12 protein-coding genes and 3 tRNA genes are annotated in these 12,932 nt (G+C 71.4%); 5 read left to right on the top strand and 10 right to left on the bottom strand.

The features are described 5' to 3' along the window. Positions 1-130: 130 nt before the first annotated feature. The 9 genes from FNX44_RS15825 to FNX44_RS15785 all read right to left on the bottom strand — a co-directional run bounded on the left by FNX44_RS15825 (position 131) and on the right by FNX44_RS15785 (position 5,877). Positions 131-781 carry a putative DNA-mimic protein gene (locus FNX44_RS15825; RefSeq protein ID WP_143648896.1) on the bottom strand — a complete coding sequence of 217 codons (651 nt, stop codon included), beginning with the start codon at positions 779-781 and terminating at the stop codon, positions 131-133. A gap of 209 nt (positions 782-990) precedes the next feature. Continuing rightward, a tRNA-Gly gene (locus tag FNX44_RS15820) sits at positions 991-1,066 on the bottom strand. A gap of 73 nt (positions 1,067-1,139) precedes the next feature. After that, positions 1,140-1,772, bottom strand: coding sequence for a response regulator transcription factor (locus FNX44_RS15815; RefSeq protein WP_143648895.1), 633 nt, complete (start codon positions 1,770-1,772; stop codon positions 1,140-1,142). Further along, the gene (locus tag FNX44_RS15810; protein WP_181356431.1) at positions 1,769-3,118 is read right to left on the bottom strand and encodes a sensor histidine kinase; all 1,350 of its coding nucleotides are present in this window, start codon (positions 3,116-3,118) and stop codon (positions 1,769-1,771) included. The genes FNX44_RS15815 and FNX44_RS15810 overlap by 4 nt, the downstream gene beginning before the upstream one ends. A gap of 83 nt (positions 3,119-3,201) precedes the next feature. Continuing rightward, positions 3,202-4,029, bottom strand: coding sequence for an ABC transporter permease (locus tag FNX44_RS15805; protein ID WP_143648894.1), 828 nt, complete (start codon positions 4,027-4,029; stop codon positions 3,202-3,204). Positions 4,030-4,079: 50 nt separating this feature from the next. Then, the gene (locus tag FNX44_RS15800) at positions 4,080-5,045 is read right to left on the bottom strand and encodes an ABC transporter ATP-binding protein (RefSeq protein ID WP_143648893.1); all 966 of its coding nucleotides are present in this window, start codon (positions 5,043-5,045) and stop codon (positions 4,080-4,082) included. Positions 5,046-5,194: 149 nt separating this feature from the next. Then, positions 5,195-5,267 (bottom strand) — tRNA-Gly (locus FNX44_RS15795). A gap of 75 nt (positions 5,268-5,342) precedes the next feature. Next, a tRNA-Gly gene (locus FNX44_RS15790) sits at positions 5,343-5,414 on the bottom strand. 145 nt (positions 5,415-5,559) lie between these two features. Beyond that, the gene (locus FNX44_RS15785) at positions 5,560-5,877 is read right to left on the bottom strand and encodes a histone-like nucleoid-structuring protein Lsr2 (RefSeq protein ID WP_143648892.1); all 318 of its coding nucleotides are present in this window, start codon (positions 5,875-5,877) and stop codon (positions 5,560-5,562) included. A gap of 407 nt (positions 5,878-6,284) precedes the next feature. Between FNX44_RS15785 and purS the strand changes: the two genes are divergently transcribed. The 3 genes from purS to purL are packed head-to-tail and all read left to right on the top strand — an operon-like array spanning position 6,285 to position 9,480. Further along, positions 6,285-6,542, top strand: a complete 258-nt coding sequence (gene purS, locus FNX44_RS15780) for a phosphoribosylformylglycinamidine synthase subunit PurS (RefSeq protein ID WP_143648891.1) — start codon at positions 6,285-6,287, stop codon at positions 6,540-6,542. After that, complete coding sequence (gene purQ / locus FNX44_RS15775; RefSeq protein ID WP_143648890.1) at positions 6,539-7,216, top strand: phosphoribosylformylglycinamidine synthase subunit PurQ; 678 nt, start codon at positions 6,539-6,541, stop codon at positions 7,214-7,216. The genes purS and purQ overlap by 4 nt, the downstream gene beginning before the upstream one ends. Then, on the top strand, positions 7,216-9,480 hold the full coding sequence (gene purL, locus FNX44_RS15770) for a phosphoribosylformylglycinamidine synthase subunit PurL (RefSeq protein ID WP_143648889.1): 2,265 nt from the start codon (positions 7,216-7,218) through the stop codon (positions 9,478-9,480). The genes purQ and purL overlap by 1 nt, the downstream gene beginning before the upstream one ends. A gap of 77 nt (positions 9,481-9,557) precedes the next feature. Here the strand turns inward: purL and FNX44_RS15765 are convergent, their stop codons facing one another. Next, positions 9,558-10,139 (bottom strand): PH domain-containing protein, encoded by a 582-nt coding sequence (locus tag FNX44_RS15765; RefSeq protein ID WP_143648888.1) that lies wholly within the window; start codon positions 10,137-10,139, stop codon positions 9,558-9,560. A gap of 75 nt (positions 10,140-10,214) precedes the next feature. On the opposite strand from FNX44_RS15765, the gene FNX44_RS15760 reads away from it, so the two are divergent. Together FNX44_RS15760 and purF are read left to right on the top strand one after the other, a co-directional pair. Continuing rightward, entirely contained in the window at positions 10,215-11,018 is an 804-nt protein-coding gene (locus tag FNX44_RS15760; RefSeq protein ID WP_143648887.1) for a maleylpyruvate isomerase family mycothiol-dependent enzyme, read from the top strand. Positions 11,019-11,206: 188 nt separating this feature from the next. Continuing rightward, on the top strand, positions 11,207-12,778 hold the full coding sequence (gene purF / locus FNX44_RS15755; protein ID WP_143648886.1) for an amidophosphoribosyltransferase: 1,572 nt from the start codon (positions 11,207-11,209) through the stop codon (positions 12,776-12,778). Positions 12,779-12,932 lie beyond the last annotated feature (154 nt).

Genomic DNA, 12,932 nt, shown 5'->3' with positions numbered 1-12,932 from the left:
CCGCCGGCGGGTTCGCCGGGTCGATGCCCAACGACGGCGCCACCTCCTCCAGTTCGCGCAGTAGTCCGTGGCTGGAGCCCCCGCTGAGCCGTCGGGTCGCAGGCCCGGCGCGGGCCCGGGCCGGGCCCCTTCAGGAGAAGAGGATCATCGAGCCCTGGGCGAGGCTGCGGGTCGCGGCGGCGTGCAGCCCCAGCCAGACGTGCCGCTCCCGGGCGTAGGGCCCGGCGTCCTGCGGAGCGGAGGCGGCGGGCTCCTCCAGGGTGGTCGGCCGGTCCGGCGGGAGCGGCGCCGCCGGCGGGTTCGCCGGGTCGATGCCCAACGACGGCGCCACCTCCTCCAGTTCGCGCAGTAGTCCGTGGCTGGAGCCCAGCGGGCCCCCGCCCTCCAGCAGTTCGGCGTTGCTGAGCGGGGCGGCGAAGTCGACCGGCACGTAGGCGCCGGCGTGGTCGTAGTGCCACACCAGGTGCGACTGCTGAGCCGTCGGTTCGAACATCTCCAGCAACTCCTGGTAGTCGCCCACGGCCTGCTCCGCCGGGGTCAGCTCCAGCCCGCACAGCCGGAGCATGTGCGCGCGGCGCAACAGGTGCAGCGCGTCGTAGTCGAAGCCGGCCACCGGGGCGACGTCGCCGGAGAGCCCCGGCATGTAGCCGTAGACCGGCACCGGTGGCAGCCCGGCCGCGCCCAGGGCCTTGTCGTAGGCGGCGATCTCTTCGGCGAACGGGTTGTCGGGGCTGTGGCACAGCACGTCGACGAGCGGGACAAGCCACAGGTCACAGGCCAAGGCAACTCCAGGGTGGACGGGGTCGGGAACCGGGGGAGTGGCGGTCGGGTCTGATCAGTTCGGCCAGAGTAGTGCCCCGGACACACACTGCGTAGTGGGCTGTCCACAGGGGCCGTCATACCGTATGACCGGTGGCCGACGGAGGGCCCGGAAACGCCGAGGTTCCGGAAACGCCGAGGGCCCGACCGTCACCGGTCGGGCCCTCGGAATGGAGCGGACGACGAGGCTCGAACTCGCGACCTCAACCTTGGCAAGGTTGCGCTCTACCAACTGAGCTACGTCCGCACGCGCTGTGCGTCGTCCACTATAGCCAATCGGCGGGGGTGTCCGGACCGTTTCCGGTGGGCAGTGACCGGTCTCACGCGATCCAGCCGCGCTCGCGGGCCGTGCGCGCCGCGACGTGCCGGTTCTCGGCGCCGAGCTTGGCCGCCGCGGCGGAGAGGTAGTTCCGTACGGTTCCCGGGGCCAGGGCCGCCCGGCGTGCGATCTCTGCGATCGTGGCGCCGTCGCCGGCCAACTCCAGCAGCTCGGTCTCGCGGGCGGTCAGCGGGGAGTCTCCGGCGCTGATCGCCTCGGCGGCCAGCTCCGGGTCGACGTACCGGTTGCCGTCGTGCACGGCCCGGATGATCTCGGCGAGCCGCTGTGCCGAGACGGTCTTCGGCAGGAAGCCGCGAGCCCCGGCGCTGAGCGCTTGCTTGAGGTGGCCGGGGCGGCCGTGCCCGGTGACGATCATGGCCGCGCACTCGGGCACCTCCCGGCGCAGCGCCGTCACCACCTCGATGCCGTCCGCGCCGGGCATGTTCAGGTCGAGCACGGCGACGTCGGGCCGGTGCGCGCGGGCCATCGCCATGGCCTCGGGCCCGGTGGCGGCCTCGGCGACGACCACCAGGTCGTCCTCCAGCGCGAGCAGCGCGGCCAGCGCGCCGCGGATCAGGTGCTCGTCGTCGGCGAGCAGCACCCGAAGCGGGGGCCGGTCGGCGGGACGGCTCATCTGGCGACCTCCTCGCTCCGGCCTTCGGCGTCGGCCTCGGTGCGGCCTTCGGCGTCGGCCTCGGTGCGGGCGTCGGTGCGGGCGTCGGTGCGGGCTTCGGCGCCCACTGGCTCCCGGGGCGTGGTCCCCTCGTCGAGCGGTACCGCCGCCCGCAGTTCGAACATCGCTTCCCCGTCCTCGCTTCCGGTGGTCGTGGTGAGGGTGCCGCCGACGCCGGCCAGGCGTTCCCGCAGTCCGGCCAGGCCGCTGCCGCTGCCGCCGCCGCGGCCGCCGCGCGCCCCGTTGTTGCGGACGCGGAGCACGGCGGTCGCCGGCCCGTCCTCGGTGATCCGCAGCGTGATCTCGCAGCGGGAGGCGTCGGAGTGGCGCAGTACGTTGGTGGCCGCCTCCCGGACCACCCAGCCCAGTGCGGACTGCGCGGGCGCGGGCAGCCGCTCCACCCGCTCGGCGTCGCTGACGTAGTCGATGCCCGCCGCGCGCAGCACGCTGCCGGCGCCGGCGAGTTCGTTCCGCAGCCCGGCCTCGCGGTAGCCGCGCACGACCTCCCGCAGCTCCCGCTGCGACCGGCGGGTGACCTCCTGCACCTCGACCATCTGCGCCACCGCCTCCGGTCGGCCGCGTTGCGCGAGCTGCACGGCCAGCTCGCTCTTCAGCGCGATCACCGTGAGGTTGCGCCCGAGCACGTCGTGCAGATCGCGCCCGAAGCGCAGCCGCTCCTCGGCGACGGCGAGCCGGGCCTGGGCGTGCCGTCCGGCGTCGAGTTCGAGCATGACGCCGAGCATCCACGCGGAGACTCGGCCGGTGAGGGCGAGGGCGAGCGCGCCGCAGGAGGTCATGATGGTGACGGCCGCGGCCTCCCGCATCGAGCCGGACGCGAGGTAGGTGCCGACTCCGACGCCGGGGCAGACGAGGAGGACCAGCGCGGTCGAGCGCAGGGCGGGCACGTGCATCAGCAGGGCCATCAACCCGTTCGCCAGCGCCAGGGCGAGCAGCGGACCGAACACCAGCGGGTCCGCGCTCAGGTCGAGTGCCCGAAGGGTGAACGCCGTGGCGACGAGCAGTCCGGTCAGCGCCGCCGTCGCCGTGCGCCAGCCGCGCGGACGCGGGCGGCGGTCCAGCAGCCAGTCCAGTGAGCGGTGGCAGCAGACGGCGACCGCGAGTGAATGGGCGGCGTAGAGGGCGAGCAGGAGTGCCACCGCCCAGCCGGGGCCGGCCACGCGGACGAGCGAGAGGACGACCAGGAACTCGGCCAGTCCGAAGGAGCAGAGGCTCCACCGGGTGTACAGCTCCACCCGGTCGGCGTTGCTGTGGCGCCGCCACCAGTTGTTGAGGCTTCTCGCCGCCATCCTTCTCCCCTCGTAGCGACCGGCGACCGGCGACCGGTGTCGAGTCTGCCACCGGCGCGGGCATGCCGCCCGCGCCGGTGCCTTCAGCGGCGCGGGTCCCAGCGGAACCAGCGGCGGACGGCGTACACCGACAGCGCGGTCCAACCGACGCTGACCGCCAGCGCCTTCAGCATGTCGGCGCCGCCGAGCGAGCCCGTCCATCCGCCGCGTACCAGTTCCATCGGGCCGGTGAGCGGGAGGAGTCGGCAGATGTCGGCGATCCGGTCGGGGAACAGCTCGAGCGGGATCATCAGACCCGATCCGGCGAACGAGACGAGCATCAGCGGCATCGGCGTGAGCTGCGCGGCCTCGGCGGAGGAGGTGAACGCGGCGGAGAAGGCGGCCAGCGCGGCCATCGTGACCGTACCGAGGAGCAGGCCGAGGAGCAGCAGGTCCGGTCGGCGCGGTGCCTCCAGGTCGAGCACGAGGGCGCCGCACGCCAGTAGTACCGCGCACTGCACGACGGAGATGACCACCGACGGCAGCGCCGCCGCGACCAGGATCTCGGTGTCCGTCGCGGAGCCGGTGCGCAGTCGCTTGAGCACCAGTTCCTCGCGGCGGACGACGTAGGTGCCGACGAGGTTGGAGTACACGGCGAAGAGCAGTACGAAGCCCACCGAGGCGGGGACGAGGACCGTGCCGACGGTCAGGCCCACGTCGCCGAGGCCGTCGCCCATCTGGCCGACGACGCCGCGCATCCCGAAGGTGACCAGCGCCGGCAGCAGCAGCGCGGTGAACAGCATCGTCTTGTTGCGCAGCAGCAGGGTCAGTTCGGCCCTGCCCAGGGCGGCGATGCGGGTGGCGGCCGCCCGGCCGCCGCCGCTGCCGCGTCCGGTCGTCGCTGTGGTGCGGGCGTCGTTCGTGGTGGTCATGGCCGTCTCCCCCGTGCCGTTGTCCGTGCCTCTGGTCCCGGTCGTGCTCGTCACGCCGCCACCCCGCTGGTCGCCGCCGGCTCGTCGGTGGCACCACCGTCCTGCCTGGCCAGGGCGAGGAACGCCTCCTCGAGGGTGGCCGAGCGGGCGTCGAGGTCGAGGAGCTCGACCCGTTCGTCCCTGGCCCACAGCAGCAGGGTGGTGAGCGCCCCCTGGACGTCCTGGGTGCGGATCTCGATCCGGTCGCCCTCGGCGGCGGCCGGCAGGGCCAGCGGCAGTCGGGCCGGCGACACGTCGTCCGGCAGCCGGAAGCGGACGCGGGCGGGCCGGGTGGCGGTGACCTCCGCCGGGCTGCCGGTGATCTCGACGCGGCCGGCGCGCATGATCGCCAGCCGGTCGGCCAGCTGCTCGGCCTCCTCCAGGTAGTGGGTGGTCAGCAGCACGGTGGTGCCGGCGGCGCGCAGTTCGCGAACCAGTTCCCAGGTGGCCTGGCGGCCTTCGGCGTCCATGCCGGTCGTCGGCTCGTCGAGGAACAGCACCTCGGGGCGTCCGACGAGGGCCATGGCCAGGTCGAGCCGGCGCTTCTCGCCGCCGGACAGCTGCTTGACCCGCACTCGGCGGCGGTCGGCGAGCCCGACGGCCGCCAGCACCTCGTCCAGTGGCCGGGTGGCGCCGGGGTGGGTGCCGATCCACATGCGGGCGGTCTCCAGCACGGTCAGCTCTGCGGGGAAGCCGCCGGCCTGGAGCATGATGCCGGTGCGGGGGCGGACCAGGGCGCGGTCGCGGTACGGGTCGTGGCCGAGTACCCGCACGGTGCCGGCGGTGGGGCGTTCCAGGCCCTCCAGCAGTTCGAGGGTGGAGGTCTTGCCGGCGCCGTTCACCCCGAGCAGCGCGAAGAGCTCGCCGCGCGCCACCCGCAGGTCGACGCCGCGTACCGCCTCGAAGCCGCCGTCACCCTCCGGGCCGTACCTGCGGCGCAGCCCGGTCGTCTCGATCACTGTCTCCCCGATGTCCATAGGACGATCATCGCGGCGGGGAAGCGCGGGCGGCAGTGCGGGCTGTCACCAGCCGTGATGACAAATGTCAGTAGGCGCGGCGGTGTTCGTTCTCGAAGCGGCGGAAAAGCAGGAAACCCGGTCCGCGGAGGACCGGGTTTCTCTCACTGAGCGGACGACGAGGCTCGAACTCGCGACCTCAACCTTGGCAAGGTTGCGCTCTACCAACTGAGCTACGTCCGCAAACGCTCCGAACGGCTCTCGCCGACGGTGCGGAAGACACTCTACCTGATCCATTCGGACAGTCAGAGTGGTCAGAGCGGGTGACAGGGATCGCACACTGCGCCTCCCCCTTGGAAAGGGGGCGCTCTACTACTGAGCTACACCCGCATGACCTGCGACTTCGGGCCGATTCTGCCTTGCGGCCGGCCCGCCCTCGCGGTGTGCTCCAGACTCTAGCGGATCACCGGGGGTGCTGTGCAAGTCGGCTCTGCCGGCGGCCGCGAGGCGGTCGCGAGCAGGTCGTCGCGGCGGGTCAGCCGGCGGCGCGGAAGGCCTCGTAGACGCGGCTGGGGATGCGGCCCCTGGCCGGCACCTCGTAGCCGTTGGAGAGTGCCCAGGCGCGGACGGCGCGCGGGTCGGGTGCCACGGAGGTGCGGGTGTAGGTCTTGCCGGACCTGGCCTGCTTGCGGCCGGCCCGCACGTAGGGGGCGAGGGCGCCGCGCAGTTTCTTCGCGTTGTCCTTGCTCAGGTCGATCTCGTAGGCCTTGCCGTCGAGGGCGAAGATGACCGTTTCGGCCGCTTCGCCGCCATCGATGTCGTCGGCGAGAGTTACCACGACGCGCTGTGCCACGGATATCGTCCTTTCGGGAGGACCGGTTCCCGAGTTCCCGGGGGCCGGTCAGCCACGCTGAGGTGCGGTGACGGCGACCTTCAGGTTCGGTCTCCGCCCTATTCTGTTCTGCTACGGGGCAATCATGGCATCGCTTGGTGGGGAATTCTTCCACCGCGCGTCGTGCACGCTTCGCCCCCGCTTCACGAAGCTACCCGGTCGCAATCGGGACTCTACGTTTCTCCGCCGCTTCCGGGCAGAGGTTTTCTCACGCCGATATCCGACCGTGATGAGAGGCAGTGTATATCTACCCGCGTAGAATTTTCAGCCGGGTACGCTGAACGGGCAGCCGAGGGAACCGACGGGCGCCGCGCCCCGAGGCGAACGAGGCCATGGGCAGCCAAGCAACAACATCACCGGGAGTACCTGTGGCTCGCGTCGTAGTCGACGTCATGCTCAAGCCGGAGATCCTCGACCCCCAGGGTCAGGCGGTGCAGCGTGCGCTGCCGCGCCTCGGGTTCGAGGGCATCGCGGACGTCCGTCAGGGGAAGCGGTTCGAGCTCGAGGTGGAGGGCCCGGTCGACGACGCCGTGCTCGCCCGCGTCAACGAGCTCGCCGAGACCTTCCTCGCCAACACCGTGATCGAGGACTTCACCGTTCGCGTCGAAGAGACGGCGACGGCATGACAACGCGTATCGGAGTAGTCACATTTCCGGGATCGCTGGACGATCAGGACGCGCTTCGCGCCGTCCGGCTCGCCGGCGGTGAGCCGGTTTCGCTCTGGCATCGCGACAAAGACCTCCACCAGGTCGACGCGGTTGTCCTGCCCGGTGGATTCAGCTACGGCGACTATCTGCGCTGCGGGGCCATCGCCCGCTTCTCCCCGGTGATGAGCACGATCATCGAACAGGCCAAGGCCGGAATGCCCGTTCTGGGTATCTGCAACGGCTTCCAGGTGCTCTGTGAATCCCACCTGCTGCCCGGCGCGCTCACCCGTAACGACCACCTGCACTTCATCTGCCGCGACCAGCGTCTGCGGGTGGAGAACAACAACACCGCGTGGACGTCCGACTACGCGGCCGGTCAGGAGATCACCGTTCCGCTGAAGAACGGCGAGGGCGGCTACGTCGCCGACGAGCGCACCCTGGACGAGCTGGAGGCCGAGGGGCGGGTCGTTTTCCGCTACCTCGACGTCAACCCCAACGGCTCCCGCCGCGACATCGCCGGCATCACCAACGCGGCCGGCAACGTCGTCGGCCTCATGCCGCACCCCGAGCATGCCGTGGAGGCCCTGACCGGCCCCACCACCGACGGCCTCGGATTCTTCACCTCGGCGATCAAGAAGCTGGTCAACGCCTGATGACAGACGACAAGCGCCACCTGGACACCACCGAGCACGCGGCGAAGACGCCGGACACCGAGCAGCCCTGGTCGGAACTCGGCCTCAAGGAGGACGAGTACGACCGCATCCGGGAGATCCTCGGCCGCCGCCCCACCGGCGCGGAGCTGGCGATGTACTCGGTCATGTGGTCCGAGCACTGCTCGTACAAGTCCAGCAAGGTCCACCTCAAGCAGTTCGGCGAGAAGGCCCCCGAGTCCGACGCCATGCTCGTCGGCATCGGCGAGAACGCCGGTGTCGTCGACGTCGGCCAGGGCTACGCGGTGACCTTCAAGGTCGAGTCCCACAACCACCCGTCGTACATCGAGCCCTACCAGGGCGCGGCCACCGGCATCGGCGGCATCGTGCGCGACATCCTCGCCATGGGCGCCCGCCCGGTCGCCGTCATGGACCCGCTGCGGTTCGGCGCCGCCGACCACCCCGACACCCGGCGCGTGCTGCCCGGCGTCGTCGCCGGCATCGGCGGCTACGGCAACTGCCTGGGCCTGCCCAACATCGGCGGCGAGGTCGTCTTCGACCCCTGCTACCAGGGCAACCCGCTGGTCAACGCCCTGTGCGTCGGCGTCATGAAGCACGAGGACATCCACCTGGCCAAGGCCTCCGGCGTCGGCAACAAGGTCATCCTCTACGGCGCCCGCACCGGCGGCGACGGCATCGGCGGCGTCTCCGTGCTCGCCTCCGAGACCTTCGACGCCGAGGGTCCCGCCAAGCGGCCCGCCGTGCAGGTCGGCGACCCGTTCCAGGAGAAGCTGCTCATCGAGTGCACCCTGGAGATCTTCCGGGAGAAGCTGGTCGCCGGCATCCAGGACCTCGGCGGCGCCGGGCTCTCCTGCGCCACCAGCGAGCTGGCCTCCGCCGGTTCCGGCGGCATGCGCGTCGAGCTGGACACCGTGCCGCTGCGCGACAACACGCTCTCGCCGGAGGAGATCCTCATGAGCGAGTCGCAGGAGCGCATGTGCGCGGTCGTCGAGCCCGACAAGGTCGACCGCTTCCTGGAGATCTGCGAGAAGTGGGACGTCATCGCCACCGTCATCGGTGAGGTCACCGACGGCGACCGGCTGGAGATCTACTGGCACGGCGAGCAGATCGTCGACGTCCCGCCGCGCTCGGTCGCCCACGACGGCCCGGTCTACCAGCGGCCCTACGCCCGCCCCGAGTGGCAGGACGCCCTCCAGGCGGACGACGCGGCCAAGCTGCCCCGGCCGGCCACCCCCGAGGAGCTGCGCGAACAGGTCCTCCGCCTGGTCGCCTCGCCGAACCAGGCCTCCAAGGAGTGGATCACCGACCAGTACGACCGCTACGTGCTCGGCAACACCGTGCTCGCCATGCCCGAGGACGGCGGCGTCATCCGGATCGACGACAACACCAACCTCGGTGTCGCCGTCGCCACCGACGGCAACGGCCGCTACGCCAAGCTCGACCCGTACACCGGCGCGCAGCTCGCGCTGGCCGAGTCGTACCGCAACGTCGCCGCGACCGGCGCCAAGCCGCTGGCCGTCACCGACTGCCTCAACTTCGGCTCGCCCGAGGACCCGGCCGCCATGTGGCAGTTCGCCGAGGCCACCCGCGGCCTCGCCGACGCCTGCCGGCAGCTCGGCACCCCGGTCACCGGCGGCAACGTCTCCCTCTACAACCAGACCGGCGACCTCGCCATCCACCCGACGCCAGTCGTCGGCGTGCTCGGCGTCATCGACGACGTCACCCGCCGCACGCCCATGGCGTTCGCGGAGGAGGGCCAGCTCCTCTACCTGCTCGGCGACACCCGCGAGGAACTGGGCGGGTCCGCCTGGTCCCAGGTGATCCACGACCACCTCGGCGGACTGCCGCCCGAGGTCGACCTGGAGCGGGAGCGGCTGCTCGCGGAGATCCTGATCTCCGCCTCCCGTGACGGCATGATCGACGCCGCGCACGACCTCAGCGACGGCGGACTGATCCAGGCCGTCACCGAGTCCTGCCTGCGCGGCGGCAAGGGCGCACGGCTGGTCGTGCCCGACGGCATCGACCCGTTTGTGTTCCTGTTCTCCGAGTCGCAGGGACGGGCCGTGGTGTCCGTCCCGCGCAGCGAGGAGGTCCGCTTCAACGACATGTGCGGCGCGCGCGGCCTGCCCGCCACCCGCATCGGCGTCGTCGACGGGGACACGATCGAGCTCCAGGGGCAGTTCTCGCTGCCGCTGGCCGAGCTGCGCGAGGCCCACGAGGCCACGCTGCCGGCGCTCTTCGCCTGACGAACACGACGTCGGGGCGGTCTCCTTCAGAGGAGACCGCCCCGACGCTTTCGTTCGGACCGTTCGGAAGAGATGGATCAGTACGCCGGCGGCATCATGCCGCCCGGCTGGCCGTAGGGGCCGGGCTGGCCGTAGGGGCCGGGCTGGCCGTACGGTGCCTGGCCGCGCTGCTGCTCCTCGTCGATCTGCCGGTAGATCAGCGACTTGAAGCCCTCCGGGTCCGGCACGTGCTTCAGCGTCATCATGCCCTGCTCCGACGCGGACTGGATGTTCAGCGTGCCGTAGCGCATGATCCGCTCCCACAGTGACGCCTTGAACGACACGTCGTTCACCCGCGTCAGCGGGATGCTGCGACCGGCCTTCGTCAGGAAGCCGCTGCGCTTGTGGATGCGCTTGGTGGTGAGGATGTAGACCGTGCTGCGCCACTTCAGCAGCGGGATCAGCCACAGCCACAGCGACGCCACCACCGCGGCGCCCAACACCACGTAGCGCGCGGCGGCGGTCCAGTCCTCACCGCTGGGGACCACCCACAGCAGCGCGCCCGCGATGATCCACACCAAGCAGAGCAGGATGAACTCGCTCACCATCTCGGTCCAGTGCTGCCTGGTGGAGTACACCAGTTCCTCGTCGTCGGCGAGGTGGCGATCAGCGATACCCATGCCGGAATCCTGGCACAACGACGGGCCCACGCCTATGGACACGGAAAGCCGCTACGAGCCCGTTACCCTCCTGCCATGCCTCCCGTACGACGCAGAAGCCGTGGTTACGAGCCCACCCGGGTGCGCAACGCGCTCGTCGCCCAGGTGGAGAACGTCCGTACGGCCGCGCACGGACTGACCCCCGACCAGCTCCAGCTCCCCACCGGACTGCCCGGCTGGGACGTCCACCGGCTGCTGACCCACGTCGCCACCCAGATCGACGCGCTGCCCAGGCTGCTCGCCGAACCCGCGCCGGCCGCCCAGCGCCCCGAGGTCGGGGTACCGGACTGGGCGGGCGCCACCGGCGACATCGCCGCCGAACTGGACCGCCGCACCCAGGACGAGGCCGCCCGCGTCAAGGACCCGGCGGCGGCCATCGACGACGCCATCGCCGAACTCGACCCGGTACTGGAGACGGCTGTCAGCGAGGACGTGCTGCTGCCGCACCGCTTCGGCGCGATGCGGGCGCTCGACTTCGCCCTCACCCGGCTGATCGAGCTGGTCGTGCACTCCGACGACCTGGCCAGGGCGGTGCGCCGCCCGGTCACACTCGACAGGTACGCGCTGGCCACCAGCGTGCGGCTGCTCGCCGACACCCTCGCGGTGCGCGCCCCCGGCGGCTCGGTCGAGGTCCGGGTGCCGCCGTTCGCCGTCGTCCAGTGCGTGCACGGGCCCCGCCACACCAGGGGAACGCCGCCCAACACCGTGGAGACCGACCCGCTGACCTGGCTGCGGCTGGCCACGGGCCGGGTCACCTGGGAACGCGCCGTCGCGGCCGGCGCGGTCGCCGCCAGCGGACAGCGCGCGAACCTCGCGGAACACCTGCCGATCATGCGCTGAGCGGTGCGCGTTCGTCGCTGCGGGTGGGGAGGGCCGTCGCCGTCCGTCACGGCGCTGGCCTGGTGCTGGTGAAAGCCACGGAGCGCCGGTGACGTACCTCTCGTAGGAATCGGATATTCCGCAGGTCAGCGCGGTAGGCGCGGCTCCCGGGTTCTGCCGGCGCCGACGACCGGTCTAGACTCGAAGACGTGCCACGTGGTGACGGACGACTCAACCACGACCTGCTCCCCGGTGAGAAGGGCCCCCAGGACGCTTGCGGCGTCTTCGGAGTCTGGGCGCCGGGCGAAGAGGTCGCCAAACTCGCCTATTTCGGACTGTACGCGTTGCAGCACCGAGGACAGGAGTCCGCGGGCATCGCGGTGAGCAACGGCTCGCAGATCCTCGTCTTCAAGGACATGGGCCTGGTCTCCCAGGTCTTCGACGAGACCTCCCTCGGCTCCCTCCGCGGCCACATCGCGGTGGGCCACGCCCGCTACTCGACGACCGGCGCCTCGGTCTGGGAGAACGCCCAGCCGACGTTCCGCGCGACCGGCCACGGCTCGATCGCGCTCGGCCACAACGGCAACCTGGTCAACACCGCCGAACTCGCCGAACTGGTCGCCGACCTCAAGGGCGGCCACGGCAGCGGCCGGGCCAACCAGGTCGCCGCGACCAACGACACCGACCTGGTGACCGCCCTGCTGGCCGGCCAGACCGACGACGACGGCAAGCCGCTCACCGTCGAGGAGTCGGCCGCCAAGGTGCTGCCGCAGGTCAAGGGCGCCTTCTCGTTCGTCTTCATGGACGAGCACACGCTGTACGCCGCCCGCGACCCGCAGGGCATCCGCCCGCTGGTCCTGGGCCGGCTGGAGCGCGGCTGGGTGGTCGCCAGCGAGACCGCCGCCCTCGACATCGTCGGCGCCTCCGTCATCCGGGAGATCGAACCCGGCGAGATGATCGCCATCGACGAGAACGGGCTGCGCTCCAGCACGTTCGCCGAGGCAAAGCCGAAGGGCTGCGTCTTCGAGTACGTCTACCTCGCGCGCCCCGACACCGACATCGCCGGTCGCAACGTCTACCTCTCCCGCGTGGAGATGGGCCGCAGGCTCGCCGCCGAAGCCCCCGCCGACGCCGACCTGGTGATAGCCACACCGGAGTCCGGCACCCCCGCCGCCGTCGGCTACGCCGAGGCCAGCGGCATCCCCTTCGGCACCGGCCTGGTGAAGAACAGCTACGTCGGACGCACCTTCATCCAGCCCTCGCAGACCATCCGCCAGCTCGGCATCCGGCTCAAGCTGAACCCGCTGAAGGAAGTCATCAAGGGCAAGCGGCTGGTCGTCGTGGACGACTCCATCGTCCGCGGCAACACCCAGCGCGCCCTGGTGCGGATGCTGCGCGAGGCGGGCGCCGCCGAGGTGCACATCCGGATCTCCTCGCCGCCCATCAAGTGGCCCTGCTTCTTCGGCATCGACTTCGCCACCCGCGCGGAACTGATCGCCAACGGGCTCAGCGTCGAACAGATCGGCACCTCCCTCGGCGCCGACTCCCTCGCCTACATCTCCATCGACGGGATGATCGAGGCCACCACGATCGCCAAGCCGAACCTCTGCCGGGCCTGCTTCGACGGCGAGTACCCGATGGAGCTGCCCGACCCCGGGCTGCTCGGCAAGCACCTGCTGGAGTCGGAGACCGAGGAGGGCACGGGCGCGCGCCCGGACGTCGACGGCGTCCAGTCGCTGCTGACCGGCCCCGGCGGCGCCGACGCCCTGCGCCGCCCCTGACCGGTCCGCCCCCGGCGGCGGGCGGCGACTCGAGACGGTCCGCCACGCGCCCGGCCGGAGCATGCCGCTCCGGCCGGGCGGGCGTACCGAACCGGTACCGCACCCGCACCTGTCTCTTATACCCATCTGACGCTGCCGACGATCTTACGCGTGT

This window comes from Streptomyces alkaliterrae (assembly GCF_007097205.2).
GTDB classification, from domain to species: domain Bacteria; phylum Actinomycetota; class Actinomycetes; order Streptomycetales; family Streptomycetaceae; genus Streptomyces; species Streptomyces alkaliterrae.
The sequence above is the reverse complement of the archived record's forward strand: the minus strand, read 5'-3'. Positions and strand labels throughout refer to the sequence as shown.